At 72.7% G+C, this 25,869-nt stretch carries 19 protein-coding genes; 10 read left to right on the top strand and 9 right to left on the bottom strand.

All coding sequences use genetic code 11. From position 1 onward, the window contains the following. Positions 1-148 precede the first annotated feature (148 nt). The gene (locus BJ969_RS30665; protein WP_343071578.1) at positions 149-2,491 is read right to left on the bottom strand and encodes a sigma-70 family RNA polymerase sigma factor; all 2,343 of its coding nucleotides are present in this window, start codon (positions 2,489-2,491) and stop codon (positions 149-151) included. A 362-nt stretch (positions 2,492-2,853) separates the two neighbouring features. Here BJ969_RS30665 and BJ969_RS24180 point away from each other — a divergent pair, with 362 nt between their 5' ends. From BJ969_RS24180 to purE, 3 genes are all read left to right on the top strand, one after another. Continuing rightward, positions 2,854-3,654 (top strand): hypothetical protein, encoded by an 801-nt coding sequence (locus BJ969_RS24180; RefSeq protein WP_246457089.1) that lies wholly within the window; start codon positions 2,854-2,856, stop codon positions 3,652-3,654. A gap of 296 nt (positions 3,655-3,950) precedes the next feature. Continuing rightward, positions 3,951-5,135, top strand: a complete 1,185-nt coding sequence (locus BJ969_RS24175; RefSeq protein ID WP_184482390.1) for a 5-(carboxyamino)imidazole ribonucleotide synthase — start codon at positions 3,951-3,953, stop codon at positions 5,133-5,135. 483 nt (positions 5,136-5,618) lie between these two features. Further along, positions 5,619-6,140, top strand: coding sequence for a 5-(carboxyamino)imidazole ribonucleotide mutase (purE, locus tag BJ969_RS24170; protein WP_184482387.1), 522 nt, complete (start codon positions 5,619-5,621; stop codon positions 6,138-6,140). Positions 6,141-6,469: 329 nt separating this feature from the next. Here purE and BJ969_RS24165 read toward each other — a convergent pair whose 3' ends face one another. From BJ969_RS24165 to BJ969_RS24155, 3 genes are all read right to left on the bottom strand, one after another. Continuing rightward, positions 6,470-6,739 carry a lasso peptide biosynthesis PqqD family chaperone gene (locus BJ969_RS24165; RefSeq protein WP_221315931.1) on the bottom strand — a complete coding sequence of 90 codons (270 nt, stop codon included), beginning with the start codon at positions 6,737-6,739 and terminating at the stop codon, positions 6,470-6,472. Next, positions 6,717-8,561, bottom strand: coding sequence for an asparagine synthase (locus BJ969_RS24160; protein WP_184482384.1), 1,845 nt, complete (start codon positions 8,559-8,561; stop codon positions 6,717-6,719). The genes BJ969_RS24165 and BJ969_RS24160 overlap by 23 nt, the downstream gene beginning before the upstream one ends. Before the next feature lie 336 nt (positions 8,562-8,897). Beyond that, positions 8,898-9,680: an acyl-CoA thioesterase domain-containing protein gene (locus tag BJ969_RS24155; RefSeq protein ID WP_184482380.1), complete on the bottom strand. Its 783-nt coding sequence runs from the start codon at positions 9,678-9,680 to the stop codon at positions 8,898-8,900. A 192-nt stretch (positions 9,681-9,872) separates the two neighbouring features. Here BJ969_RS24155 and BJ969_RS24150 point away from each other — a divergent pair, with 192 nt between their 5' ends. Next, positions 9,873-10,307, top strand: a complete 435-nt coding sequence (locus BJ969_RS24150) for a DoxX family protein (protein WP_184482378.1) — start codon at positions 9,873-9,875, stop codon at positions 10,305-10,307. A 337-nt stretch (positions 10,308-10,644) separates the two neighbouring features. Here the strand turns inward: BJ969_RS24150 and BJ969_RS24145 are convergent, their stop codons facing one another. From BJ969_RS24145 to BJ969_RS24135, 3 genes are all read right to left on the bottom strand, one after another. Then, a complete protein-coding gene (locus tag BJ969_RS24145) occupies positions 10,645-11,358 on the bottom strand; it encodes a TIGR03089 family protein (RefSeq protein WP_184482375.1) in 714 nt (237 codons plus the stop codon). Positions 11,359-11,621: 263 nt separating this feature from the next. After that, on the bottom strand, positions 11,622-12,857 hold the full coding sequence (locus BJ969_RS24140; RefSeq protein ID WP_184482372.1) for an LCP family glycopolymer transferase: 1,236 nt from the start codon (positions 12,855-12,857) through the stop codon (positions 11,622-11,624). A gap of 147 nt (positions 12,858-13,004) precedes the next feature. After that, positions 13,005-14,792 carry an LCP family protein gene (locus BJ969_RS24135; RefSeq protein WP_343071576.1) on the bottom strand — a complete coding sequence of 596 codons (1,788 nt, stop codon included), beginning with the start codon at positions 14,790-14,792 and terminating at the stop codon, positions 13,005-13,007. 265 nt (positions 14,793-15,057) lie between these two features. On the opposite strand from BJ969_RS24135, the gene rfbB reads away from it, so the two are divergent. From rfbB to BJ969_RS24105, 6 genes are all read left to right on the top strand, one after another. After that, the gene (gene rfbB / locus BJ969_RS24130; RefSeq protein ID WP_184482369.1) at positions 15,058-16,047 is read left to right on the top strand and encodes a dTDP-glucose 4,6-dehydratase; all 990 of its coding nucleotides are present in this window, start codon (positions 15,058-15,060) and stop codon (positions 16,045-16,047) included. Beyond that, positions 16,044-16,976, top strand: coding sequence for a dTDP-4-dehydrorhamnose reductase (rfbD, locus tag BJ969_RS24125; protein WP_184482366.1), 933 nt, complete (start codon positions 16,044-16,046; stop codon positions 16,974-16,976). Before rfbB ends, rfbD begins: the two co-directional genes overlap by 4 nt. A gap of 428 nt (positions 16,977-17,404) precedes the next feature. Beyond that, complete coding sequence (lanKC, locus tag BJ969_RS24120; protein ID WP_184482364.1) at positions 17,405-19,966, top strand: class III lanthionine synthetase LanKC; 2,562 nt, start codon at positions 17,405-17,407, stop codon at positions 19,964-19,966. Positions 19,967-20,053: 87 nt separating this feature from the next. After that, a complete protein-coding gene (locus tag BJ969_RS24115) occupies positions 20,054-20,200 on the top strand; it encodes a SapB/AmfS family lanthipeptide (protein ID WP_184482360.1) in 147 nt (48 codons plus the stop codon). Positions 20,201-20,663: 463 nt separating this feature from the next. Continuing rightward, the gene (locus BJ969_RS24110) at positions 20,664-22,328 is read left to right on the top strand and encodes an ATP-binding cassette domain-containing protein (RefSeq protein WP_184482357.1); all 1,665 of its coding nucleotides are present in this window, start codon (positions 20,664-20,666) and stop codon (positions 22,326-22,328) included. Then, the gene (locus BJ969_RS24105; protein WP_184482354.1) at positions 22,325-24,028 is read left to right on the top strand and encodes an ATP-binding cassette domain-containing protein; all 1,704 of its coding nucleotides are present in this window, start codon (positions 22,325-22,327) and stop codon (positions 24,026-24,028) included. The genes BJ969_RS24110 and BJ969_RS24105 overlap by 4 nt, the downstream gene beginning before the upstream one ends. Positions 24,029-24,198: 170 nt before the next feature. On the opposite strand, the gene sigK is transcribed toward BJ969_RS24105, so the two are convergent. Together sigK and BJ969_RS24095 are read right to left on the bottom strand one after the other, a co-directional pair. Beyond that, positions 24,199-24,777, bottom strand: a complete 579-nt coding sequence (gene sigK, locus BJ969_RS24100) for an ECF RNA polymerase sigma factor SigK (protein ID WP_184482351.1) — start codon at positions 24,775-24,777, stop codon at positions 24,199-24,201. A 194-nt stretch (positions 24,778-24,971) separates the two neighbouring features. Beyond that, on the bottom strand, positions 24,972-25,844 hold the full coding sequence (locus BJ969_RS24095; protein ID WP_184482348.1) for a hypothetical protein: 873 nt from the start codon (positions 25,842-25,844) through the stop codon (positions 24,972-24,974). Between the last annotated feature and the right edge of the window lie 25 nt (positions 25,845-25,869).

Genomic DNA, 25,869 nt, shown 5'->3' with positions numbered 1-25,869 from the left:
TCTGCGTGGGGGGCGGGTGGCGGAACCTCAGCGTCCTTCTCGCTGCGGGATCTTTTTCCCTAGTGGCTCAGCCACGAGGGAAAAAGCCGTCCTCGCGAGAAGAACGCTGAGAACCCGCTGCGGTGCCGGTGGGCAGGGTGGTTGCTGCTCAGCGGCTTTGCCGCTGACAGGACAACGACGAAGAACGCTGCTCGCCGGGGGTGACTGCGGTGGTCAGCGTCCGGGGGCGCTGGGTAGGGGCCACCAGGTTTCGTGCCAGGGCGGCGGAGCGGGCGGGGTCGGGTGCAGCAGGGGGGGCAAGCAGCGGTGGGGCCGGTTCGGAGGTGGGCGGTTCGGGGTCCTCGGCGGGCACCGATTCCTCCGGGGGCGCCGGTTCCGGTGGTTCCGAGGTGCCGGTGGGCTCCGGGGACTCGGGCGGTTCCGGCAAGTGCGGGTGATCGGGCCACGGCGGGATCCAGCAGTGCCACGACTCCGGCTCCGGCGGCCGCAACGGCCAGTCCGGCGGCAGCGGGCACTCCGGTGGCTTCGGCTTCCACGGGTACCAGAGGAGCGCGGTGAGCTCCGCGCTGTCGGCGGCGGTGCCGAGCCGCGCCCGCGCCGGGATGGTGACCTCGCGTTCCTCCCCGTTCGCCGAGCCGTTCGGCTCGACCGGCAGCGCCGTCAGCCACAGCCTGCCCCGGAACGACTCGCCCGGGTCGAGCTCCGCCGAGCAGCGCAGCTCGTCGCCGTCCGGCAGCAGCGCGCACTCCGGCGGAATCCCCAGCGCGTGCGCGCCGTCCGGCAGTTGCGCGACGGCCTCCGCGCGGCCCCGGGTGACGCCGGTGTTGCGCACGTCCAGCAGCAGGCGCAGCGGCGGGCCCTCCGGGACGTCCTCGCCCAGCAGCAGGTCGTGCACCGGGTGCGGCGTCGTCGACAGCGCCACGTCCACCCCGTCGCCGGAGCGCATCTGGACCTGGATCGCCGACAGCGGCAGGTCCAGGTCGGTGCCGGCCAGGACGCGGGCGCGGATCTGACCGCCCGTGGCGTCCGCGGCGGCCGTGGTGCGCAGGTCGAAGGTGAGGGCTTCGCCGGGGTTCAGGCCGCGTTCGGAGCTGCACTGCACCCCGCCCGTCCAGCTCTCGCAGCGCACCGGCGGCCCACCGGCGGCGGCCGCGGTCCGGGCGGAGGCGGGCGCGGTCCCGGCGGGACCGGCCTGCGTGCTGGTCACGCCGGGGATCTCCGAGCTGACGCCGGGGGGCAGCGTCAGCATCGCCGTGACCGGCTCGGATGGGCCGGTGCCGGAGTTGCGCACGGTGATGGGCAGGGCCGCCGGGTCGCCGCCGGGGACCAGCGTCAGCGGCTCGGTCGGGCCGTGCGCGTCGAGCTTCGGCGTCGGCACCGGAGCCGGTGGCGCGGGGCGCGGCGCGGGTGCCGGAACGGGCTCCGGCGCGGGCTGCTGCGGAGCGGGCGGCGACGGCGGGGCCGGCGGTGCGACCGCGGGCGGCGGTGGCGGCGGGGGAGCGGAGGCCACCGGCTGCATCGGAGCGGTGCCGGAGGTCAGCGCCAGCGCGACCGCGAGGCCCAGCGCGGTCGAGGCCGCGACGCCGGACACCGCCTGCCGTGGCACCGAACTCGCCGCGTTCGCCGCCGAACCGGCACCGGCCCCCGCACCCGCGGTGGCCGCGGCGGCCGTCGTGCCGCCGCCGGACAGCAAGTAAGCGCTCGCCCCCGCGCCGATGACCAGTGGAGCGATCACCGCGCGCAGGCCGCCGTTGACGTCGGCGAGCTCCGCGGCCAGCCCGCGGCACCGGTCGCACCCGTCGAGGTGGTTGTCGACCTGCGCGGTCTCCCGCTTCGACAGGCCGCCGCGCGTCCACGCCCCCAGCCGGTCCGCCGCGGCGCGGCAGGAGGCCACGCCGGGCTCGTCGTCGTCCAGCGAGCTCAAGTGCACCTGCAGGTACGCCTGCCGCAGGCCTTCACGGGCCCGGTAGGCGAGCGCGGACACCCCGTTCGGCGTGAGCCCGAGCAGCGGGCCCACCTGGGAGGGCGTCTCGCCTTCGACCTCGATGTGCCACAGGACCGTCTTCCAGCGCTCCGGTAACCGCGCGAAGGCGCGCGCGGCCATCGACCGCTCCAGGCCGTCGAGCGCTGTGTCGGTGAACGGCACGCTCACCTCGGCACCGGAGACCTCGGTGACGTCCTCGGCCAGCTGCACCTTGCGTTCCCGCCGGGTGCGGTCGTAGGCGACGTGGCGCAGCGCCGTCAGCAGGTAGGCGCGGAACGCGGTGGTCGGGCCGCGTCCGCCGCGCAACGTGGACAGCACCTTCGCGAACGCCTCCGACACCAGGTCGTCGGCTTCGGCCTGCGATCTCGCGACCTGCCTGGCCATGTTGTGCGCGGAGGCGACGTGGCGTTCGTAGAGCGTCCCGTAGGCCTCCGTCGAACCGTGCCGGACGGCTTCGATCAGCTCGCCGTCGCTGGGACCCTGCGCTTCGGCCGGGGCTGTGGCCACGCCGCACCTTCCTTTGTGTGGTCCCTGTCCGGGTTGCCATCGTTCGGGGTCGTCGGTCGCTGTTCGGTTCCGCGGGCCAGGAGAACCCGGTGCGCAGTCCCTGGTCGGGACGCGCACTCCGGCCGGGGCGGGGTCTCGGCGGGCCGTGGCGCGACCGCGCGGTCCGGCGACCGGCCCTGTCCGGACACCGCCGATCGGAGCAGATCGGCTTTATCGAACCATTCGCGCCACCGGCCGTCGATCCGCCAACGTGATGCGAATCAGCGCCCCGACCATTGTGATCGACGCCTCCGAGCGCCGTGCACCCAGTGTTCCGTCATGACCGAAGGCGCAGGTCGTCTCCCCGGTGAAAGGGGGTCAGGATGAGCAATTGGATTCAGGGCTGCAACGGGGTCGATCGGGCGTTGCGGATGCGTTGGCGCACGGCGAGCCTCGCCGCGGGCTGGCCGTTCCCGAGCGACTGGGGCGTGCGGGCGGTGGACGCGGTGTGCCGGGCCGTGGCGCTGGGCGAGGACTTGACCGAGCCGCTGGGCAGGCTCGGAGCGGCGCGCGCGGAGGCCGGTGTCGGGCTGTCCGAGGCGCTGCTGGACGTGGCCGCGCTGCACGCGGTGAGCATCGACGAGGGCACGGACGGCCTGGTCTCGCCCGATCATGACGCGGTGCCCGCCTGGCTGCTGCGCCCGCTGGCGCTCGGCTGGGCCGACGTGCAGGCCGAGTACACCGTGGGGCGCGAGGTGCAGGACCCGCTGACGGGCCTGACCACGGCGTCCTACCTGCGCACCCGGTTGCACGAGGTGTACCGGGGAGCGTTCGCGGCGGGCAGGCCCGTCGACACCGACCACGTGCTGATCACGGTGTCGCTGGACATCTCCGCGGACACGGGCGGCTATCCGCTGATGATGGCGATGGTGCTGGCCGCGGACGTGCTCCGGGAGGTGTTCGACTCGGGCGAGACCGTGTCGCTGCTGCGCTCCGACACGGCCGCGGTCCTGGCCCCCCGCGAGCCGTGCCTGCACACCCGCTGCGACCGGATCCGGCAGCTGGTGCACCGCCGCATAGCCGCCGACCCGGCCCTACACCCGGTCGGCCCCGTCCGAGTCCGCCAAGAACCGCTCCCCACGGACCACGCCACGGCCTGCGCCATGCTCGGAACCCTGGACTGACCAACCCCACGCCCGAAGGCCGTGCCTTTGCGGCCGAAGGCCGTGCCGTTGCTGCGAAGCAAGCCTGCCTTGCGGCCGAAGGCCGTGCCTGTATTCGCGAAGCGAATAGCCCACGTCGAGAAGCCGCTCACCCGCGGGTTCTCAGCTTCCTTCTCGCGAGGACGGCTTTTTCCCTCGTGGCGGAGCCACTTGGGAAAAAACTGCCACACCGGCCAGGGGCGCAGCGAGAAGGAAGCTGAGGTTCCGCCACCCGACCCCCAAAGCAAAACGACCAGCTCAGGTAGGCTCCCCGACTCGTGGACCATCGCACTCGTACTCCTGTCGTCGGCATGATCGGTGGTGGGCAGCTCGCGCGGATGACCCACCAGGCCGCCATCCCCCTGGGCCAGTCCTTGAAGGTGCTGGCCGTCAACCCCGAGGACCCGGCGGCGCTGGTCGCGCCGGACGTGCAGCTCGGTGCGCACACCGACCTGGACGCGCTGCGCACGTTCGCGCAGGGCTGCGACGCCGTCACCTTCGACCACGAGCACGTGCCCGGGGAGCACCTGCGCGAGCTCGTCGCCGCCGGAGTCGCCGTGCACCCCGGTCCGGACGCGCTGCTGCACGCGCAGGACAAGCTGGTGATGCGCCGCAAGCTCACCGAACTGGGCCTGCCGGTGCCGCCGTTCGCCGAGATCACCGAGGTCGCGCAGGTGCTGGAGTTCGGCGCCGAGCACGGCTGGCCGTGCGTGCTCAAAACCGCCCGCGGCGGCTACGACGGACGCGGCGTGTGGACGTTGAACACCCCGCAGAGCGCGGAGCGCGTCGTCGGCGAACTCCTGGAAAGCGGCGCTCCGCTGCTGGTCGAGCAGCGGGTGCCGCTGCGCAGGGAACTTGCTGCGCTGGTGGCGCGCTCTCCGTTCGGGCAAGGCGCGGCGTGGCCGCTGGTGGAGACCGTGCAGTCGGACGGGATCTGCGTGCAGGTCCTCGCGCCCGCCCCCGACGCGTCCGAGGCGCTGCGCAACGAAGCCCAGGACATGGCGCTGCACATCGCCGACGCGCTCGGCGTCGTCGGAGTGCTCGCCGTGGAGCTGTTCGAGACCGACGACGGGCTCGTGATCAACGAGCTGGCGATGCGCCCGCACAACTCGGGGCACTTCAGCATCGAAGGCGCCCGGACCTCGCAGTTCGAGCAGCACCTGCGCGCGGTGCTGGACTACCCGCTGGGCAGCACGGAGCTGACCGCTCCGGCCGTGGTCATGGCGAACGTGCTGGGCGCCCCGACGGAACCGAAGATGGGTGTGGACGAGCGGATGCACCACCTGTTCGCGCGGTTCCCGCACGCGAAGGTCCACCTGTACGGCAAGGCCGAACGCCCCGGCCGCAAGGTCGGGCACGTGACCGTCCTCGGCGACGAGATGGCCTCGACCCGCCGCGAAGCGGACCTCGCAGCCCACTTCCTATCCCACGGAGAATGGGCAGACGGTCATCTCGTGCATTGATCGGGCTCGTTCTGCTTGGGTGGTCATTTAGCGGAACCTCAGTGAGCCTCTCGCTGCGGATTCTTTTTCCCTAGTGGCTCCGCCACGAGGGAAAACGCCGTCCTCGCGAGAGGCTCACTGAGAACCCGCCGGTGGTCGGCTTTTGGACGTGGGCTATGTGCTTCGCACATACAGGCACGGCTACGCCGCAAGGCAGGCTTGCTTCGCCGCCCAAAGCACGGCTTCGCCGCGAGGCAGGCGTGGCTTCGCTCGCCCTGCTGCACGGCTTCGCAGCCCTAGGCACGGCTTTGTCGCTAGGCGGGCTTTGGCGTCCTGCTGTGGCGGGGGTTCGGGTCGGTGGGCCGGGGGGCGGGGTGAGTCGGGGCTGCTGGTGAGATGGGTGGGGCGGCCGCGCGGGTGCGGTGACGTGACGAGATCAACGGGGGAGCGGGGCGGCCGGGTGCGGCTCGGGCTCCGCTTGCCGGGGTGGGAAAGGAACCGGAGATGACGCAGCAGCGGCCACTGGTCGGCGTGATCATGGGCAGCGACTCGGACTGGCCGGTGATGCAGGCGGCGGGGCAGGCCCTCGCGGAGTTCGACGTGCCCTTCGAAGCCGGTGTGTACTCGGCGCACCGCACGCCGCAGCGGATGCTGGACTACGCCCGCGACGCCGCCGACCGCGGCCTGCGCGTGATCATCGCCGGGGCGGGCGGAGCCGCGCACCTGCCGGGGATGGTCGCCTCCGCGACCGTGCTGCCGGTGATCGGAGTGCCGGTGCCGCTCAAGCACCTCGACGGGATGGACTCGCTGCTGTCGATCGTGCAGATGCCCGCCGGCGTGCCCGTCGCGACCGTCTCGGTCGGCGGGGCGCGCAACGCGGGGCTGCTCGCGATCCGCACGCTCGCCGCGGACTCGGGTGAGCTGGGCGTCCGGCTGCGCGCCGCGATGGCGACCTTCCAAGCCGACCTCGAAACGATGGTCCACGACAAGCACGCGGCCCTCCAAGACCGCGTCGGCGAATCCTGATCGCCTGCCTGCCTTCGGTTCCTGACCTCAGTAGTGGGTCGGATGGCGGAACCTCAGCGGCTTCCTCGCTGCGGGATCTTTTTTCCAAGTGGCTCCGCCACGAGGAAAAAAGCTGTCCTCGCGAGGAAGCCGCTGAGAACCCGCCGGTGGTCGGCTTGCTCAAGCTGGTCACTGCTCAGCGGCTTCGCCGCTGACAGGACAACGACCAACGACGTCGCTCAAGACAGGCAGTGCGGTCCCGTCTTCGGTCTCGGCCCGTGCAGCACGCGCTGGACGGGAGCCCGACGACCAGGTGAGCGCCCGTGTTCGCGGGCGCTCACCCGGCCCCGTCAGCCCTGGCCGGTGGATTCCAGCAGGGTGGCGGTGCGCAGCCGTTCGACGATCGCGGTCACGTCGTGCCTGGCGACGTGGGCCGGGATGCGGTGCCGATCGGCGAGTTCGCTGGCGATGCGGTCGGCGTCCTGGCCGATCAGCACGCCGCGCAGCACCTGAGTGCCGGTCCGGTTGAGCCGCCAGCGGCGGCCGGTGCGTTCGTCGAGCAGCACGGTCCCGTCGGTGACGTCGGTGGGGTCGACGTCAGGACGCAGTCGCAGGTGCATCGGTCCTCCCAGCGGAGCCTCGGGTGACACCGCGCAACCAGGTCTCGCAGCCCAGCAGGTGCTCCAGGGCGACCAGGGTGCTCGGTTCGACGTGCGGCGCCAGCAGGTGCCTGCGCAGCACACCGGTGTCGATGAGGCCGTGCACCGCGAGTTCGGAGTCGGCGAACAGCGCCAGGATCGCGTTGCGGTTGCGGCGGAAACCGATGTGCACGTCCGCGCCGACCCCCGATCCCGGTGCGCCCGCCTTCGCCGAGCGGTGCAGCACCGCGTCCGGTGCGGTGCCGCGCACGGCCTCGGCCAGCAGTGGCTTGTACCGCCAGGGTGACGCCCGCTCGTCGGGGCGTACGGCGATCGCCGCCTCCACCACCCGGTCGTCGTAGTACGGCAGTTCCAGCCGCACCCCGGATTCCGCGTAGCACCGGGCGAGCTGGCGGTGCGCGGGTGCCGCCGTGCGCAGCGCCGCCAGCAGCTGGTGCTGCCCGCGATGCGCGGACAGCGGTTCGGCGGCCAGGGCCGCGCCGCGCAACGCCGAACGGGCCGCGGCGACGGTCTCCGCGCTCGCCCAGGGGGCCGCGCGCAGCGGTGCAGCTCCCCAGTCGAGCGCGGGCGGCAGCGCCGCGCGCGGCGCTGCGGTGAGGTGGTCGGCCTGCTCCCGCCACCAGTGCGACACGTCGTGCGCGGCGAACAGCGCCGACACCGTCGGCAGCAGCGGCCAGCGGTGCCGCGCGCGATAACCGCGCAGCTGCCGAATCGTTTTCACCGGCCGGTTCCGCAGCAGCGAATGCAGATATCCGGGCGGCCCGTGGAAAAGTTCGTCGCCGCCGAAACCGGCGAGCTGGCGGTGCACGCCGTGCTCGGCCAAGAACTCCCCGGACCGGTGAATTCGGGCGAGGCCGCGGAAAAGCGGCGACGGCTGCTCCTGGTCCATCGCGATGCCGGGTTCGTCGAATGCGGACGGCATCTCCCGGGGCTCCAGCACGAGGTGTTCGGCGGCGGTCAATTGTTCGGCGGATTCGGCGGCGAGCCTGCCGTGCTCGTTTTCGGCGTCGGATTCCCGGCGGTTCAACGTGACCAGTTCCGGATTCCGCTCGGCGGCGAGGAAGCACAGCGAGGTCGAATCCATTCCGCCGGAGAGATCCGCGCCGGAACGGCCTTCGGCGCGGTGGCCCACCGCCGCGTCGAGCGCCTCCCTGGTGATCCGCGCGCCGCGCCGCAGCGGGACGTCCGGTTCCGGCGGGCGCCACCAGCGCACCTGGTGCGCGCGGTCGGCCTCGATCCGCAGGTACGAACCGGGCGGCACGGCCCGCACCCCGGACCACGCGGTGCGCTCGTCCAGCGGTGGCCCGACGGGGCCGGCTGCCACTCGCAGCGCCAGCGCGTGCTCGTCGATGCCCGTGCCGGCCAGCTCCGCGAGCAGGTCGGCGCGGTCACCGGCGATCGGCACGCCGTCGACCCGGGTGTGGAACACCTGCCGCAGCCCGGAGATCCCGCCCTGCACGCGCACGGCACCGCCGACCGAGGCGGCGAGGTGCACGCCGCCCGGCAGCCGGTGCAGCACCGAGTCCAGGTCGGTGATCGAACGCAGCCCGCGCACGAGGGCCGCGAGCCTGGTGGCGTCGATCGGGCAGTGCCCCAGCAGCGCCACCCGGACCGGGCCGAGCGACGCGGGCACCAGGTCGTCGAGGGGGAAATGGCCTACCAGCCACGGATTTCCCGAGTCGTGCGGGAGCACGATGCGGCCTTGCGGGGAGAATCGGTCGACCACCTTGTGCAGGCCCGGCACGTCGGGCAGGGTGATCCACCCTGATTGATGGTGGCGCATGCTCATTCCATTCTTGGGTCGGTTCGGTTCACCGAGCACGTCGGGAATGAATTAACCGAGGAGCTCTCGGGTAATTCCACGATTTCCACCAGGGTGGGAGTTTCGTAGTTCTCCGAGGTGAGCTGCTCGTCCATCAATGCCTCCGCAGCGGGTTCGTCGGCATGGATTCATGCCGACGATCACACTGCTAGGTGGCCGGAGGGGGCACAATGCCTCCGGCTCCAGGATGACCCCATTCGGTGAAATAAGTACTAGTCACGTAACGAATGCGCGGGGTGAAATGCGATCTGCAACGGGAGGACCGTCTCGTTCCCGGATCGCGCGGGCCGTGCGAGCTCAGCCCAGCCGGTGTGCGAGGACGGCTTCGTGCGCGGTGCCGATCGGCCCGCGCTCGTCGAACAGCCGGGCGCGGGTCACGCCGATGCCGGTGGTTTCGACGGTGCGGTCCATCTCCATGCCGAGCCACTCGCCGTCGGGTTCGCGGTGCAGGTACAGGGTGATGTCGCTGTTGATCCACGGCCCGAACAGCGTGCCGATGGGGCTGCCCGCGCTGATGCAGTCCACCAGGATCGCGACCTGCGACAGCGGGCTCGTCCGCTCGCCGGTGATCAGCGGCAGCGGCATCCGCATCCAGGCCTGGGCGGGGGAGCCGGAGAACTGGTCGCGCACCCAGCGGACCTGCACCACGTCGTGCACGCCCCACCGCAGGCCGAGGCCGCTCGGCAGCAGCGAGGTCTCGGCGAGGTCGCCGGGCCCGGCGAACGGCGTGCGCTCGACCTCGGGTTCGCCGTCGGCTTCGCTGCGCCGCAGCACGTGCGCCGTGGCGTGGGTGACGTCGGTGCCGCCTTGGCTGAGGGTGATCTCGACGATCCGCAGCCGCTTGCCGCTGCGGATGGTGCGGGTGGCCACGGCGATGCCGTTGCGCGGCACCGGTCGGTGCAGGTCGACGGTGAGCCGGGCGACGAAGAGGTCGGGTTCGTCGAGGGTCTGCTCGACCGCGCGCGCCACCAGTCCGGCGACCGGGCCGCCGCCGGTGAGCTCGCCCCACGGGTTGCCCGCGGCCTCGGTGGGCACGAAGAGGTCGCCGTCACGGTGGAACAAGGTCTCGTCTGCACGCACGCCCCGATGCTACTCATCAGTATCTTACTTTGGGTAGGTGCGGTGAGCTGCGGCGTTCGGGTGATCTCGTCGACCGGCGTCCGGGCGAACTTGGGGCGCAGGCGGGGTGAGCGACGTCTCGCGGGCTTTTATTTGAAGGTTCACGTATATGCTGGAGCGCCGATACCCCGAGCGTTTGTGAAAGGTGAGCTGATGCAGCACCGTCTCCGCGACGTCACGATCCTGCTGGCCAGGTTGGTCGTCGGCGTGACCTTCGTCTTGCACGCGTACCAGAAGTTCGTGCTCAACGGCATCTCCGGTGTCGGCGCGGGCTTCGAGCAGATGGGCATCCCGCTGCCCGCCGCAGCGGCCTGGTTCACCGCGCTGGTCGAGCTGCTCGGCGGCCTCGCGCTGATCCTCGGAGTGCTGATGCCCGTCGCGGGCGTGCTGCTCGCCGCCGTCATGCTCGGAGCGCTGGTCACCGCGCATCTCGGCAGCGGATTCTTCGCCACCGACGGCGGATTCGAATACGTGCTGGTGCTCGCCGCGACGAGCCTCGCCCTCGGCTTCAGCGGAACGAAGTACACGCTGCAGGGCCTGTTCCAGAACCGCGACGCCGCACCGCACCGGGAGACCGTCGACGCGTGAGGTGAGCCCCCGCGGCGGCCGAGCCCCGCGGCCGGGCCCACTCCGCGCAGGCGGCGACCCGGCTCGACCGGTCCGCTCTCCGGCCAGGTGGCAGCCGGAGACCGGACCGATCGAGGACCGGCCGTGTCGGCGAGCCTTCTTAGCATTGTCTTGTCAGCGACGAAGTCGCTGAGCAGCGACCACGCACGCAACCGGACCACCCGCGGGTTCTCAGCGTTCTTCTCGCGAGGACGGCTTTTTCCCTCGTGGCGGAGCCACTTGGGAAAAAGATCCCGCAGCGAGAAGAACGCTGAGGTTCCGCCACCCGGCCCCCAAGCAGGCCGAGCTCGGAGGGAATTCAGGCGTCCAAGACGAAGGTCGTCTTTTCGTTTGAGTTGCGTTGTTCTGCCTTCGCCGGGTCCGGGTTGCTGACCTGCACCAGCGAGCCCTGCACCGACAGCACCGACAGCAGCCCGTCGAGCACGCCGCCCGGCAACGTCCAGTCCATCGTGGACAGAACGCGCGCCCCGGGGCCGATGCCCAGTTCGGTCGCGCGCGCGGCGGCCGTCCCGAGCACTTCGTCGACCGTGGCGCCCAGCAACGCCGGTGCGCTGCCCGGGATCGCGCTGCGCGGCGCGAAGTCGTCGCCGTGCACCCGGACGTCCGAGACGTAGTCCACGACCTCGGTGGGCAGCCCGCGCACCGGCCCGCCCATCGCGTCCAGCCCCACCGCGGCCACCACGTGCGCGCCCGCGCCCGACTCGATCGCCGATCCAGGCACGAACGCCACCTCGGCGCCCTTCGGCGCGTCGACCACGTGCGCTCCGCACCACCACGAACCCAGCAGCACGCCCAGCGTCTGCCAGTGCGCGGGCAGCGCCACCGACACTGGCGCTCCCGGCTCCAGGTCGAACTCGTCGACCAGCCAGTTCGCCGTCTTCGCCGCCCAGTTCGCGACGGTGGCCCTGGAGAGTTCGACGCGGGCGCCGGTGGCGTCGTCGTAGTGCGTGATCAACGGTCGGGGCGATCCCGCGGCGACCATCGGTGCGAGCAATGCCTGCGTAACGCTCATGCCCGCACCCTATGCGCGGGTCCGGACGGGCGGCTCAGGAGTCCTTTCAGAATGATCTTTTGCTCCGCGTCCTGTCAGCGGCGAAGCCGCTGAGCAGTGACCAGCCAGAGCAAGAAGACCACCCGCGGGTTCTCAGCTGCTTCCTCGTGAGGACGGCTTTTTCCCTCGTGGCGGAGCCACTTGGGAAAAAGATCCCGCAGCGAGGAAGCAGCTGAGGTTCCGCCACCCGACCCCTACGCAGGCCATTCCGAAAGAACGTGCGGTCAGTTCACGCAGGGGATGCCGGTGGAGGTGATGGCCGCGGACGGTGCGGGAGCCGCGTTCTGGCGCTGGGCGGTGCCGTCTAGGTCCAGCGCCTGCCGCCCGCCGACACCGGCGGTGGGGACGAGGCCCGCGATGAAGTCGCGCACCTGCGCCGGATCCACCTTGACCACGCTCTGCCCGTGCTCGTCGCGGTCGCCGACCGAGCGCACCGGCAGCGTCATGAACCGCACGCTGCCCGAGGCCAGTCCCTGCATCTGCGCGGCGAACGCGGTGATGTCCCAGCTCTGGTCGAGCACCACCGAGCGCCGCGCCGCGTCCTGCAGCCCGGCGAGCTTCGCCGGGTCGGTGAGCGTCCCGGTGGACAGCAGCTTGTTCGTCACCGCCGCCATGAAAACCTGCTGGCGCACGATCCGATCCAGGTCGCCGCGGGGCAGGCCGTGGCGCTGGCGCACGAACGCGAGCGCGTCGCCGCCGGAGATGGTCTGGCGCCCGGCGGTGAAGTCCGCGCCGGAGTCCTTGTCGGAGGTCGCCTGCTTCAGGCACACCTCGACACCGCCGAGCGCGTCGGTGACCTCGTAGAACCCGAGCAGGTTCACCTCGGCGTACCGGTCCACCCGGATACCGGCGAGGCCCTGCACGCTCTGCACCAGCGCGCGCTGGCCCGCGAGCTGCGCGCGCCGCTCGGCGTCGGCCCCCGAATCGGAGTCGCGCCGCGCCGCGGCGGCCTTCGCCAGGCCGTACACGGCGTTGATCTTCTGGGTGCCACCGCCGGGCATCGCCACCGAGGTGTCGCGCGGCAGCGACACCGCCGTCGGCTGCGCTCCGTCGTGCGGGACGCGCAGCAGGATCAGCGTGTCGGTGTTGAGCCCGCTGGTGCTCTCGGTCCGCAGCTCCTTCAGGACGTCCAGCGGCAGCGGTTCGCCTTGCGCGTCGGTGCGGCTGTCGTTGCCGACCAGCAGCAGATCGGTGGCGCCGTCGTCGGCGGGCGGCGCGTCCGGCGTCTCGGTGAGCACTTCGGCGCTGCCGACCTCGCCGCTGAGCCGGTCCAGCGCGGTCCACCCCGCGGCCGTGATCACCAGCACGCCCGCCGACAGCAGCGCGAACAGCGTCCGACCGGTGATCCGCGCGAGTCGCCGTCCCCGGCGCCGGCGGGTGGGTCTTCCGGGTGGCCCGGAGGTGTCCGAGGCCGGTTCGGCCGGCCGGTCCGCGTCCCGCGGAACCTGTTCGTCGGCCACGCTTCCTCCCCCGATGCAGCGGCCCGTCCGCGACGGCCCACCCCGACAGCGGGCCGATCACGAGGTTGATCCAGCTTAACCGGATCACCCCGCCGCTCGGGCGGCGTTGCGCCCGGTTCGGCGGGGTGATCGGTCGTGCGGTTGCGGTCAGTTCACGCAGGGAACTCCACCGGCGTTGATCGGCTGGTCCGGTCCGCCCGGCTGCTGCTGAGCGGGGCGCGGAGCGGCCTGCCTGCCGCCGTCGAGCCGGATCTGCTTGCCGCCCGCGAAGTTCTGCGTCCCGGGACCGGCGTAATCGCTGCCCAGGTACACCTCGACGGAACCGGCGGAGAGGTTGCTGCTCTCCTTCAGCGGCAGCCCGCCGAGCGAGTCGGCGACCTGCTGGGCGACGGCCTCGTCGCCCGCCGCGTGGTAGACCAGCGAACTCGGCATGGAGTCGGCGTTGGAGCTGCCGCCCTGCGAGAAGCCCTCCTGGCTGAGGGTGCTGAGCACCTCGCTCGCCAAACCGGTCTTGCCGGAGGCGTTGAACACGCTGACGCTGGTGCCGCTGCGCTGCTCCTCGGCGGCCTTCGCGGCCTGCTCCTTGGCCTGGCGCTCCTCCGGGGGCAGCAGCAGGTTGTCCACGAACTGCTTGACCTCGCGGGGGTTCGCCTCGACGTCCTCGGCGCCCGATTCGCCGACGAGCTCGATGGGGATCGTCTGGAAGTCGATGTCGCCACCGGCGATGCCGGACATCTGCTGGGCGAAGTCGACCACGTCCCAGCCCTGGTCGAGCACCACGGACTTCTTCAGCGCCTCCATCAGCCCGCTGAGCTTGGTGGGGTTGCTCAAGGTCCCGCTGGAGAGCATCTTGCCCGCCAGACCGGACATGAACACCTGCTGGCGCACCACGCGGTCCAGGTCGCCGCGGGGCAGGCCGTGGCGCTGGCGCACGAACGCCAGCGCGTCGGCGCCCGCGACGGTCTGCGGGCCCGCGTTGAACACCGCGCCGGAGTAGTCGCTGTCGTCCACGTCGTCGAGCAGGCACACGTCGACGCCGCCGACGGCCGTGGTGATGTCGTGGAAGCCGAGCAGGTTGACCTCGGCGTAGTGGTCGATGCTCGCCCCGGACAGCTCCTCGATGGTCTTGATCAGGAACTTCTGGCCTTCGGCCTTGGACTGCAGCTCCAGCTGCTTGGGGTCGGTGACGCCTTCGGATTCGAGGCGGGCGCGGGCGTCGCTCTTCGCGCGGCCCATCGCCGAGTTGAGCTTCTGCTCCCCGTAGCCGTTGCCGAGCTGCACCATCGTGTCGCGCGGGAAGGACACGGCGCTGGCGCGCTGACCCCCGTTGGGGATGCGCATCAGGATCATCGTGTCGGTGAGGTCGCCGCCCTCGTCATCGGTGGTGCGCAGCGACTCCAGCACGTCCTTCGGCAGCGGGTTGCCGTCGGCGTCGGTGCGGCTGTCGTTGCCGATGAGCAGCACGTCGGTGGCGCCGTCGGGTGAGTTGAACCCGCTGCCGATGACGTCGCTGCCGGAGAGGCCGTTGTTCAGGTTGCGCAGCGCGCCCCACGCGTAGCCGGTGGTGCCGAGCACCAGGACCGACAGCAGCGCCACCACGGTGCGGCCGATGGTGCTGGCGCGGCGGGATGACCCGGGGCCGTCGGAGTCGTCCGGCGGCGGCGGTGCCGGGGGCGCCGCGGGGTTGCGCGGCCCGTCGCCCGCGGAGCGCCGCGATGCCGAGCGGCCCGCCGGGGCGGGGCCTTCGGGCTGTGCGGGCCGATCGGGGGGTGCGGGGCGGCGCGGTTCGCCGCCGCTCGGCCGTCCCGCGGATGCGGGTCCGCCCGGCCGGGGCCTGCCCGGAGGGGCGGGTTGGCCGCCCTGCGGCCCGCGCGGGGGGACGGGCCTGCCCGGCTGCCCTGGTGGGCCACCTGGCCGTCGCGACCGGTCGTCCACGCCGAATCCTCCTTGGGCCTGCCTGCGAGCGTTACACCTCGCCGGGGTGATTTTCGGCGGGGTCACCGTGCAGGCTAACGGTGATCTACCGATGGGGTTGCGCGCGGGAGGGACCATCGGCGTCACTCGATCGCTGGACACGTCTGATCACCGAGGGTGGTTCGGTACCGTACTTTCCCCGGTTTCCCACGTGGCAGACTGCTCGGCGAAGACCCCGCCCCGGGGCCGGATCCGCTGGTCCGGCCCACCACTTGCGGAAGGTGTCATGCGAGTTCTGATCACCGGTGGTGCCGGTTTCATCGGGTCGCACTACGCGCGGCAGCTGCTCGGCGGCGCCTACCCGGAGTTCGCCGACGCCGAGGTCGTGGTGCTGGACAAGCTCACCTACGCGGGCAACAGGGCGAACCTGAGCACCGTCGCCGACGATCCCCGGCTGCGCTTCGTGCAGGGCGACATCTGCGACGCCGCGCTGGTCGGGGAGCTGATGCGCGGCGTGGACGTGGTCGTGCACTTCGCCGCCGAGTCCCACGTGGACAGGTCGATCCTCGGCGCGTCGGACTTCGTGCTCACCAACGTCGTCGGCACCGACACCCTGCTGCAGGCCGCGCTGGCCGCGGAAGTGGGCAAGTTCGTGCACGTCTCCACCGACGAGGTCTACGGCTCCATCGACGAGGGCTCCTGGCCGGAGGAGCACCCGCTGGAGCCGAACTCGCCGTACTCGGCGGCGAAGGCGGGCTCCGACCTGCTGGCCCGCGCGTACTTCCGCACCCACGGGCTGCCGGTCTGCGTGACCCGCTGCTCCAACAACTACGGCCCGTACCAGTTCCCCGAGAAGATGCTGCCGCTGTTCATCACGAACCTGCTCGACGGCAAGCAGGTGCCGCTCTACGGCGACGGCGGCAACGTGCGGGACTGGCTGCACGTGACCGACCACTGCCGCGGCATCCAGCTCGTCGCCGAATCGGGGCGGCCGGGTGAGATGTACAACATCGGCGGCGGCACCGAGCTGACGAACCGGGAGCTGACCGAGCGGTTGCTGACCGAGCTCGGCGCGGACGCCTCGATGGTGCGGCCCGTGGCGGACCGCAAGGGCCACGACCGCCGCTACTCGGTCGACCACGCGAAGATCAGCGCGGAACTGGGCTACCGGCCGACGGTCGACTTCGACGAGGGCCTGGCCGGCACGATCCGCTGGTACCGGGAGAACCGGGCCTGGTGGGAGCCGCTGAAGCCGGGCGCGCTGGTCACCGGATGAGCACGGCGGACCGCGGCGAGCTCGCGCTGCTGGTGCCGGGTGGCCGGGGCCAGTTGGGCCGCGAGCTGCAGCGCCGGGCGAAGGGCGTCGCCGGGCTGGTGCACGCGCCCGGCTCGGCCGAGCTGGACATCCGCGACGCGCAGGACGTCTCGGACGAGGTGGACTCCTTCGCCGAGGCCGCGCGGGACAACAACCTGCGCCCGGTGGTGCTCAACGCGGCCGCGCACACGGCGGTGGACGCCGCGGAGGGCGAACCGGAGCTGGCCGCGGCGATCAACGTAGACGGGGCGGCGGCGCTGGCGCGGGCCTGCGCGCGGCGGCGGGTTCCGCTGGTGCACCTGTCCACGGACTACGTCTTCGACGGCACCGCGACCGTCCCGTACGAGCCGACCGATCCGACGGGGCCGCGCGCGGTGTACGGGCGCACGAAGCTCGCGGGCGAGCAGGAGGTGCTCGCGGCCGCCGAGCGCGCCTGGGTGGTGCGCACGGCGTGGGTGTACGGCGCCGGGGGAGCGAACTTCGTCAAGACGATGGTCCGGCTGGCGGGGGAGCGGGACACCGTGACCGTGGTCGACGACCAGATCGGGGCGCCGACCTGGACGGGTGATCTCGCCGACGGGCTGCTGGAGCTGGCCGGCCTGCTGGCCGCGCGCCGCGATCCGGCGCAGCGGGTGCTGCACTGCACCAACGGCGGGCGGGCGAGCTGGTTCGAGTTCGCGCGCGCGGTGTTCGCGGAGATCGGGGCCGATCCGGAGCGGGTGCTGCCGTGCACCACGGCCGATTTCCCCCGTCCCGCGCCGCGGCCGGGCTATTCGGTGCTGTCGCCGCGGGCGTGGGCCGAGGCGGGGCTGAGCCCGTTGCGGGACTGGCGCAGTTCGCTGGCCGATGCCTTCGTGCAGGACGGTCCGGCGTTGCGCGGAGAGGCCTGACGGCGTCGATCGACGCCGGACGGGCGGCACGCGCGTTGCACTGATGCACGGATGTGCAGCTTCGTGGTGACTCGTGCACTTCTGGGGTGTGCGATCCGCTTTCTCGTGCACGCATTTTCGCGGGTTCGGTGTTTCCCGGTATTCGTGCATTCGATTCGGCCGGGGGAGTTCCGGTCGCACCGTTTCGCCTGGGAAGACGGCCGTTACAGGCGAACGAGTGATTGGCGATGCCGTCCGATTCGGCGCTTCGCGTTCTACTTTGCGGTAACGAGACCTAAGTAGTCACTCGTTGAGTCTAGTGTGATCACTGGTTCGGCGGGTTGGCATTTTCCAGTGGCCATGAGGAAATTTCACGGCGACCGGCGAAGTGTCGTGCCGACTGGGTTGTCGCGGAAAAGTCATGATCGTTGCTCGGTGAAAGGTCTGCCATGGATCTCCGGTACGAAGCGTTCTGCTTCGCCGATCCGCTCTTCTACGATGAGCAGAACGGCTCTTCCGGTGAATCCGACGGCCGGGACGAATACGTGCGGCTGCTGGCGATTCCCGACGGTTCGGACTGGCGGGACGGCTCGCTCGGGATCTGGCGAATGCTGCGACCGGACGGCGTCGAGCTGCCGAAACAGGGTTGGAAGGTGCACGTTTCGGCGACGCTGGACAACGCGGAACGAGTGCTGCGCGTCGTCGGTGATTACTGCCTGCGCAATCGGGTCGCGTTCAAGCACCTGCGCGATCAGGCCGTGCTGCTGGTGCGGAACTCGAAATACGCGCCGCGTTCCGGGAGCGGCAAGTTCATCACCGCCTACCCGGTGGACGAGGAGCACTTGCGGACCATTCTGGTCGAACTCTCCGCGGCGCTGGACGGTGAAGCAGGCCCTTACGTGCTGAGCGATCTGCGCTACGGCGGCGGTCCCCTCTACGTTCGATTCGGCGGATTCGAGCAGCGGTGGGCGGAACTCGGCGGAAGCAGGGTTCCCGCCGTGCAACGCCCGGACGGCGTGCTCGTTCCCGACGTGCGCGGGCCGGGATTCTCCGTGCCGGACTGGGTGCGGTTGCCGGAGTTCCTCGAACCCCACTCGGCGGCGCGCAAGAACGGCGACCCGGCGCAATTGCCGTACCGGGTGACCTCCTCGCTGCACTTCTCCAACGGCGGCGGCGTCTACCGCGCGACCAGGGAATCCGACGGTGCCGACGTGGTGCTCAAGGAGGCCCGCCCGCACGCCGGGCTGGACCGCGACGGCACCGACGCGCCGGCCCGGCTGCGCCGCGAGCACGAGGTGCTGCGGCACCTCAGCGGCATCGACGGCGTTCCCGAGGCGCACGAGCTGTTCCCGGTGTGGGAGCACACCTTCCTGGCGATGGAGCCGATGCCCGGCCGGTCGCTCGGCTCGTGGCTGGCCCGGAACTACCCGCTGACCCGGCGGCACGTCACCGCCGACGACCGCACCCGCTACGCGAACCGCGCGCTGGCGCTGCTGGACCGGGTCCGGAACCTGATCGACCAAGTGCACCGGCGCGGCGTGGTCTTCGGCGACCTGCACCCGCTGAACGTGCTGGTCGACGAGGACGACTCGGTCGCGCTGGTGGACTTCGAGATGGCCGCGCTCGGCCTGGACTCGCCGCGACCCGCGCTCGGCGCCCCCGGTTTCCGCGCGCCGCCCGGCGTCACCGGAGCCGACGTCGACCGGCACGCGCTGGCCGCGCTCGCGCTGTGGGTGTTCCTGCCGCTGAACCCGCTGCTGGAACTGGCTCCCGGCAAGCTCGACGCGCTCATCACCGTCGTGCGCCGGTGCTTCGAGCTGCCCGCCGAGTACGGCGACGCGCTGCGCGAACGGCTGCTGCCCGACGGCGTCGCGCCCGCGACCACCGAACTGGACCAGCGCGAACCGGACTGGGGCATCGTCCGCAAAGGACTCGCCGAGGGAGTGCTCGGCACCGCCACTCCCGAGCGCGCCGACCGGCTCTTCCCCGGCGACATCGAACAATTCCGGGTCGGCGGCACCGGATTCGCCTACGGCGCGGCCGGCGTGCTGCACGCGCTGGACGTGGCCGGTGCCGGGCGCTACCCGGAGCACGAGCAGTGGCTGCTCGACGCGGTGCGGCGCACGCCACCGCAACGCCCCGGCCTGCTCGACGGCGCGCACGGCACCGCCCACGTGCTGGAGAACCTGGGGCACGGGGACGCCGCGCTGGACCTGCTCGACGCCGCCGCGGGGCTCGCCGAACGCACCGAGGACCACGGCTACGCCGGAGGTCTCGCCGGGATCGCGCTGAACCTGCTGCACTTCGCGCACCGGCGCGAAGACGGCGAATTCCTGCGCCGCGCGGTGAACATCGGCGACCGGCTCGCGACGGCGCTGCCCGCGGCACCGCCGCCGGGCGAGGTCGGGCGGGCCGGGCTGCTCGACGGCTGGGCGGGACCGGCGCTGCTGTTCACCCACCTCCACGACGCCACCGGTGAGCGGAGCTGGCTGGAGCTCGCCGACCAGGCCCTGCTGCGGGACCTCGACGAATGCGTGCGGGCCGACGACGGCGGCCTGCAGGTCCGCGACGGCGGAGTCCGCACGCTGCCCTACGCGGGCGTGGGCAGCGCGGGCATCGCCCTGGTGGCGGAGGAACTCGCGCGGCGCCACCCCGCGGCGGAATGCCTGCGGTGGCAGGGAGATCTGCTCTCCGCCTGCCTCGGCGAGTTCGTCATCCACCCCGGCCTGCTGTTCGGCCGCTGCGGCCTGCTCGCGGCGCTGGCGGCCGCGCACCGGCGCAGCCCCGACCCCGGCTGGGCCGACGCGATCGGCGTCCACCTGGCGGCGCTGGGCGTCCACGCGCTGCCGATCGGCGACGGCGGCATCGCGATGCCCGGCAACCAGCTGCTGCGGCTCTCGACGGACGTCGCCACCGGCGGGGCCGGGGTGCTCGGCACCGTCGCGGCCGTGCTCGACGGGCACGGCCGGGTGCTGCCGTTCTTCGGCGCCGAGCCGGGAACGGCGCACTGAGAACCGTGCCGCGCGGCTGGCGCGGCACCCACGAACGCCGGGCGGAACACCGTCCGGACAGCGAGGTAAACGAGGAAGGGAACGACCATGGAGATGGTTCTTCAGCTGCAGGAGCTCGACGCGCACCAGGACGCCTCGTTCGGCGGCGGCGACGGCGGCGGCGACAACGGCAGCAACCTGAGCCTGCTGGCGGCCTGTGCGAACAGCACGGTCAGCGTGCTCACCTGCAACTGAGCCCGAGCGTGGGAGCGGCGCAGTCCAAGTGCGCCGCTCCCACGTGGAGCTTGGCACGGCATCGTGCTCCCGCCCAGGGGGCGGTGGCGCAAATCCCGAGCCCGCCCACGATCCGGGACACCTGCGGACGAATCCGTGCGTTGTGGACAACTCACGAGATTTCTCGCGAAATCGCACACCCCGGGTGACGGGTGATCCCCGATGCGCCCGGTGCTGCCCGTGCGCACCGCCACGATCGTGAACCCGTTTCCGCTGGTGTGCGGCCATTTCCCGCGGAATTGCTCCGGGGTCGGGTGAAGTTCCGAAGCAGGAGGTGGGTGCGGAGAGTGGTCGTGGACGAGCCCGGTGAGGGGAACCAGACCGTGAGCGGGAATCCGGTGACGGCGGCCGTGACGCGTTCGCCTCCGGCGCGTTCCGGCGGTGCGGTGCACGCGTCGGACGCGCGGGTCGGGAGGAACTCCCGATGGTGAACGAGGACCGCGTGCTGCTCGTGGCCGTGCGGGCGCGGCGCTGGTCGGTGGTGCTGCTCGCGCTGACCGCGCTGGCGGCCACCGGGTGCGCGCTGCTGGTGCCGGAGGCGCTGGCGCGGGCCGTCGACGCCGTCGTCTCGGGGGGCGGCGGCGCCGTCGGCCCGGTGCTGGTGCTGCTGGCGCTGGGCGGCGGCGGAGTGCTCGCCAGGGTGGCCGCGACGCTGCTGTCGGCGCGGATCACCGCCGCCACCACGGCCCGGCTGCGGGCGGGCCTCGCCGACCACCTGGTGCGCGTCGGCCACCGCGGCCCGTTCGCGGCGGGCGACTCGGTCAGCCGCATCACCGGCGATTGCACGGGCGCGGGCCAGATCACCGCGACCCTCGTGGAGATCAGCACCGCCGCGCTGCTGTCGGCGGGCGCCCTCGTCGCGCTCGCGCTGCTGGACTGGCGGATCGCGCTGGTCTACCTGCTGACGCTGCCGCCCGCGCTGCTGCTGGCCCGGTCGCACGTGCGCAGCACCGCCGCCGACCTGCTCGCCTACCAGGAGGCTTCCGGAGAGCTCGGCGCGCGGCTGCTCGACGCCGTCACGGGGCTGCGCACCATCGCCGCCACCGGAGTCGCCGAGCAGGAGGTGCACCGGGTGCTGCGCCCGCTGGACCGCTTGGGCGCGGCCGGTACCGGGACGTGGCGCACGCAGGCCCGGATGATGTGGCGCGCCGGACTGCTGCTGCCGCTGGTGCAGATCGCGGTGCTCGGCGCCGCGGGCGTCGGCGTCCTCGGCGGCCGGCTCAGCGTCGGCGACGTGCTCGCCGCGCTCGGCTACGCCGGCGCAGGCATGGGGATCCTCCGGCAGTCCGCGCTGTTCACCGCCCTGTCGCGGGCCCGCTCCTGCGCGGTGCGGATCGCCGAAGTGCACCGGACGACGCCGGAGCCGGTCGGCGTGCGGCCGTTGCCGCCCGGTCCGGGCGAAGTGCGGGTGAGCGGCGTCGCGGTGCGCGGCGCGCTCACCGGGATCGACCTGCTCGTGCCCGCGGGCACCGTCGTGGCCGTGGCCGGGCGTTCCGGGTCCGGCAAGTCCACGTTCGCCGCGGTGCTCGGCGGGCTGCGCCCGCCCGACCGGGGCCGGGTGCTGCTCGACGGGGTGCCGCTGCCGGAACTCGCTCCGGCCGCGCTGCGCGGAGCCGTCGGCATCGCCTTCGCCCGGCCGGTGCTGCTCGGCCGCACCGTGGCGACCGCGGTGTCCTACGGCGCCGACGAGGTCGACGTGGCCGCGGCCTGCCGCGCCGCGCAGGTGCACGACCTGGTGACCCGGTTGCCGGACGGCTACCTCACCCGGCTCGCCGACGCGCCGCTGTCGGGCGGTGAGGCGCAACGCCTCGGACTGGCCCGCGCGCTGGCCCGGCAGCCGCGGCTGCTGGTGCTCGACGACGCGACGGCCGGCCTCGACACCGTCACCGAAGCCCGCGCGGAACGCGCGATGGCCGCCGCGCTGCCCGGCCGGACCCGGATCGTCGTCACCAACCGGGCGGGCACCGCCCGTCGCGCGGACCTCGTGGTGTGGCTCGACGACGGCCGGATCCGCGGCACCGCCCCGCACGACGAGCTGTGGGCGGACCCGGACTACCGCGCGGTGTTCGCGGAAGGAGCCACGTGGTGAGCGTCGCCGCCGACTACCGGCGCGCCCTCGCCGGGCACTGGCGCGGCTGGGCGGTGCTGCTGGCCTGCTCCGCGCTGGAGGCGCTGCCCGCGCTGCTGTCCGGCACGTTCGTGCGCAACGCCGTCGACGACGGGTTCGGCGCGGGCAGGCTCGACGTCGGCGCGGCCTGGCTGCTCGCGTTCGCCGCCGCCGCCGTGCTCGGCGCCGCCGGAGTCCGGTTCGTGTGGCGCCGCATCGGCGTCATCGTGGAACCGCTGCGGGATTCGCTGGTGCGGCGGGTGGTGCGCGACGTGCTGCACGAGACCGCGCCGCCGCGCGGCGGACCGGACGCGGCGGGCGTCGCCCGGATCACCCAGCACGTCGAGATCGTGCGGGACGCGACGGCGGGCCTGCTGGTCCAGGCCCGCGGACTGCTCGTCACCGTCGCCGCCGCGCTCGCCGGTGTCGCCGCGCTGGACCCGCTGCTGCTGTGGCCGGTGGCCCCGCCGGTGCTGCTGGCGGTGCTGCTGTTCTGCGGGCTGCTGCCCGCGCTCGCCCGCAGCCAGCGGGAGCTCGCCCTCGCCGACGAGCGCACCGCGACCGAGGCGGGCGCGGTGCTCACCGGGCTGCGCGACGTCGTCGCCTGCGGCGCGCAGGACGCCGCGACCGGTGCCGTGCGCGCCGCGATCGACGAGCAGGCGCGGGCCGCCGTCCGGATGTCCACGGCGACCGCGCTGCGCACCCTGATCATCGGGGGCGGCGGGCTGCTGCCCGTGGTGCTGGTGCTGGCGATCACCCCGGCGGCGGTCGCGGACGGGCGCCTCACCGCGGGCACCGTGCTGGGGGCGCTGGTGTACGTGACCGCGACCTTGCAGCCCGCGCTGCACGGACTCGCCGCGACCACCGGATCGGTGCTGTTGCGGCTGATGGTGGCGCTCAACCGGCTCGGCGAGATCAGCTCCGGCGCCGAACCGGACCGGCCCCGCGGCGAACCGCGCGGCGGGGACGTCGAAGCGCGCGGGCTGACGCACCGCTGGGGCGACCACGCCGAACCGGTGCTGCGGGACCTCGACCTCGACCTGCGGCCGGGCGATCACCTCGCCGTGATCGGCCCGAGCGGCATCGGCAAGTCCACGCTCGCCGGGCTGCTCACCGGCACCACCGAGCCGACCGGGGGCGAGGTGCGCATCGGCGGCGTCCCCGTCGCCGAGCTCGACCCGGCGCGGCGGCACCGGCTCATCGCCTTCACCCCGCAGGAGACGTACCTGTTCGCGGGGACGGTGCGGGAGAACCTGGCGCTGCTCGCCCCGGCCGCCCCCGACGAGCACCTGCTGGCGGCGGCCACCGCCGTCGGCGCCGGAGAGCTCGTGCGCGACCTCGGCGGCCTGGACGGGGCGGTCCGGCACGGCGGGGAGGGGCTGTCCGCGGGCGGGCGGCAGCTGCTGGCCCTGGCCCGGGTCCACGCGAGCGAGGCGCGGATCGTGGTGCTCGACGAGGCCACCGCGCACCTCGACGGCCCGTCGGAGGCCCGCGCCGAACGCGCCTTCGCCGCGCGCGGCGGGGTGCTGGTGGTGATCGCGCACCGGCTCGCCTCGGCGCGGCGCGCGGACCGGGTGCTGCTGCTCGACGGCGACGGCACCCGGCTCGGCACCCACGCCGAGCTGCTGGCCGATTCGCCGTCCTACGCCGAACTCATGCTGGCGTGGGAGGGCGGGACGTGACCGTCCGCTGCGGCTCGTGCCGTGCGGTCTTCTCGTTGCGAGATCGAGGAAATCGCGAGCATGCCGGTGTCCACCGACCGGACGGTCCCCGAGATCGAACGGGAGCGCAGCCGCCCCCCCCGCGAGAACCCGCCGGTGATCGGCTCGGCCGCGCCGTCGCCGATCGAAGATCAGCGCTGGGCGTTCAGGCAGTCCCGGAGCCGGATCAGGCCGTCGCGCAGGCGGGTCTTCACCGTGGACGCCGGGGCCGTCAGGCGCTGCGCCGCTTCCCGGTAGGTCAGCCCGCAGTAGTAGGTCAGCGCGACCGCCTCCAGCTGCAGCGCCGTCAGCGTGGACAGGCAGCGCCGCACCTGGCGGTACTCGCCGCGGGTGAGCACCGCCTCCACGACGGAGTCGTGCGCCGTCTCGTGCGACCGCGCAACGAACCGCGCCTCCCGCTCCCGCGCGGAGCGCACCGAGCGCAGCCGGTCCACCGCGCGCCGGTGCGCCACGGTGAGCAGCCAGGGCACGGCGCCACCGCGCTCCGGCCGGTAGCGGGCGGCGGTGCGCCACACCTCGACCAGCGCCTCCTGGGTGACCTCCTCCGCCTGCTGCTCGTCGTCGAGCACGTCGCGGGCCACCGAGTGCACCAGCGCCGCCGTCCGGTCGTAGAGCAGCTCGAAGGCGCGCAGCTCGCCCGCGCCCACCCTCAGCAGCAGGTCGTCGAGGTCGTCCACCTGCCGTCCCCCGGTGTGCCGGGGCTGCCGCATGCACCCTCCCGTCCGGCCGGTCATCGCACCGGCTGCCACGAACCCGCTCATTCCCCTCCTGGTGTTCGGTGCCGACCGGCCGCGCGATGGGCGAAAACGCCGATTCGCTCAGGAACAGTGCAAATCGGGCACTCGCGAAAAAGGCCACCGGGCGACGGCGCGCGCCGCCCGGTGGCCTCCCCGTGTCGCCGGGATCAGATGCCGAGGCCGCCGGTCAGGTCGCTGACGGTGCCCTCGACGCCGCCGACCGGGCCGTCGGCGCCGGTCAGCGGGGCCGTCAGGTCCGCCATCGGGGCCACGCCGCCGACTCCGCCGACGAGGTCGTCCACCGGCAGCGAGCCGGTGACGTCCTCGAGCTGCCCGGTGACGTCGCCGCCGTTCACGCCGCCGAGGTCCTGCAGGCCACCGGTCAGGTCGCCGGCGCCGGTGAGGTCCGAGAGCTGCCCGGTCAGGTCGCCGCCCTGGACGCCGCCGACGGTGTCCTCCAGGCCGCCGACGACGTCGGTGACGCCGTTGCCCGCGACGTTGCCCGCGTTCAGGTCACCGGTCAGGCCGCTGATGTCGCCGGTGTTGATGTCGCCCACCAGGCCGACCTCGTTGCCGTTGCCGACGGGGGCGCCGACCTGGTTGTCCGAGGCGGTGGTGTCCTCGCTGCGCGACATCTCGGTGCTGTTGCCGCTGTTGTCCGCGGACTCCGCGTCGGTGGTGCGCGCGGTCGGGGTCAGCATGTCCTCGACGTCGCCGAGCGAGGTGAAGATCTCCGGGGTTGCCATGTTCGACTCCATGTCGTCGGGGCCGTTCGGGAGGAACGGCATCAGGTCGGAGAGGGGCACGCCGTGGCCTTCGGCGGCGAGCTCGACCAGGCCCGGGGGCAGGGCCTTGGTGAACTCGTCGACGATCTCGACCGGCGCGTGGTCGAGCGCCAAGGAGGCGGCGTGCACCACGTCCGCATTGCTGAGCTCGTGCAGTCCCGCCTGATCCAGGAAGGCCCGCGGTTCCGCGGTGAACTCCGCGCGAGACTGCGCGCTGGTCACCACCAGGCGCAGGAATTCGTACACCGTCACCACGGTTCGCACCATCCGTTCAGGGATT

It is taken from the genome of Saccharopolyspora gloriosae (genome assembly GCF_014203325.1).
In the GTDB taxonomy this organism is placed as follows: Bacteria; Actinomycetota; Actinomycetes; order Mycobacteriales; family Pseudonocardiaceae; genus Saccharopolyspora_C; species Saccharopolyspora_C gloriosae.
This window is presented reverse-complemented; position numbering and strand designations above follow the sequence as displayed.

Bases quoted from the DNA above. Each gene is read 5' to 3' on its own strand.
- BJ969_RS24150 (WP_184482378.1), top strand. From the start codon at position 9,873: ATGCAGCACCGTCTCCGCGACGTCACGATCCTGCTGGCCAGGTTGGTC.
- BJ969_RS24115 (WP_184482360.1), top strand. From the start codon at position 20,054: ATGGAGATGGTTCTTCAGCTGCAGGAGCTCGACGCGCACCAGGACGCC.
- purE (WP_184482387.1), top strand. From the start codon at position 5,619: ATGACGCAGCAGCGGCCACTGGTCGGCGTGATCATGGGCAGCGACTCG.
- BJ969_RS24165 (WP_221315931.1), bottom strand. From the start codon at position 6,739: ATGCACCTGCGACTGCGTCCTGACGTCGACCCCACCGACGTCACCGAC.
- rfbB (WP_184482369.1), top strand. From the start codon at position 15,058: ATGCGAGTTCTGATCACCGGTGGTGCCGGTTTCATCGGGTCGCACTAC.
- lanKC (WP_184482364.1), top strand. From the start codon at position 17,405: ATGGATCTCCGGTACGAAGCGTTCTGCTTCGCCGATCCGCTCTTCTAC.
- BJ969_RS24110 (WP_184482357.1), top strand. From the start codon at position 20,664: ATGGTGAACGAGGACCGCGTGCTGCTCGTGGCCGTGCGGGCGCGGCGC.
- sigK (WP_184482351.1), bottom strand. From the start codon at position 24,777: ATGCGGCAGCCCCGGCACACCGGGGGACGGCAGGTGGACGACCTCGAC.
- BJ969_RS24160 (WP_184482384.1), bottom strand. From the start codon at position 8,561: ATGCGCCACCATCAATCAGGGTGGATCACCCTGCCCGACGTGCCGGGC.
- BJ969_RS24145 (WP_184482375.1), bottom strand. From the start codon at position 11,358: ATGAGCGTTACGCAGGCATTGCTCGCACCGATGGTCGCCGCGGGATCG.
- BJ969_RS24180 (WP_246457089.1), top strand. From the start codon at position 2,854: ATGAGCAATTGGATTCAGGGCTGCAACGGGGTCGATCGGGCGTTGCGG.
- rfbD (WP_184482366.1), top strand. From the start codon at position 16,044: ATGAGCACGGCGGACCGCGGCGAGCTCGCGCTGCTGGTGCCGGGTGGC.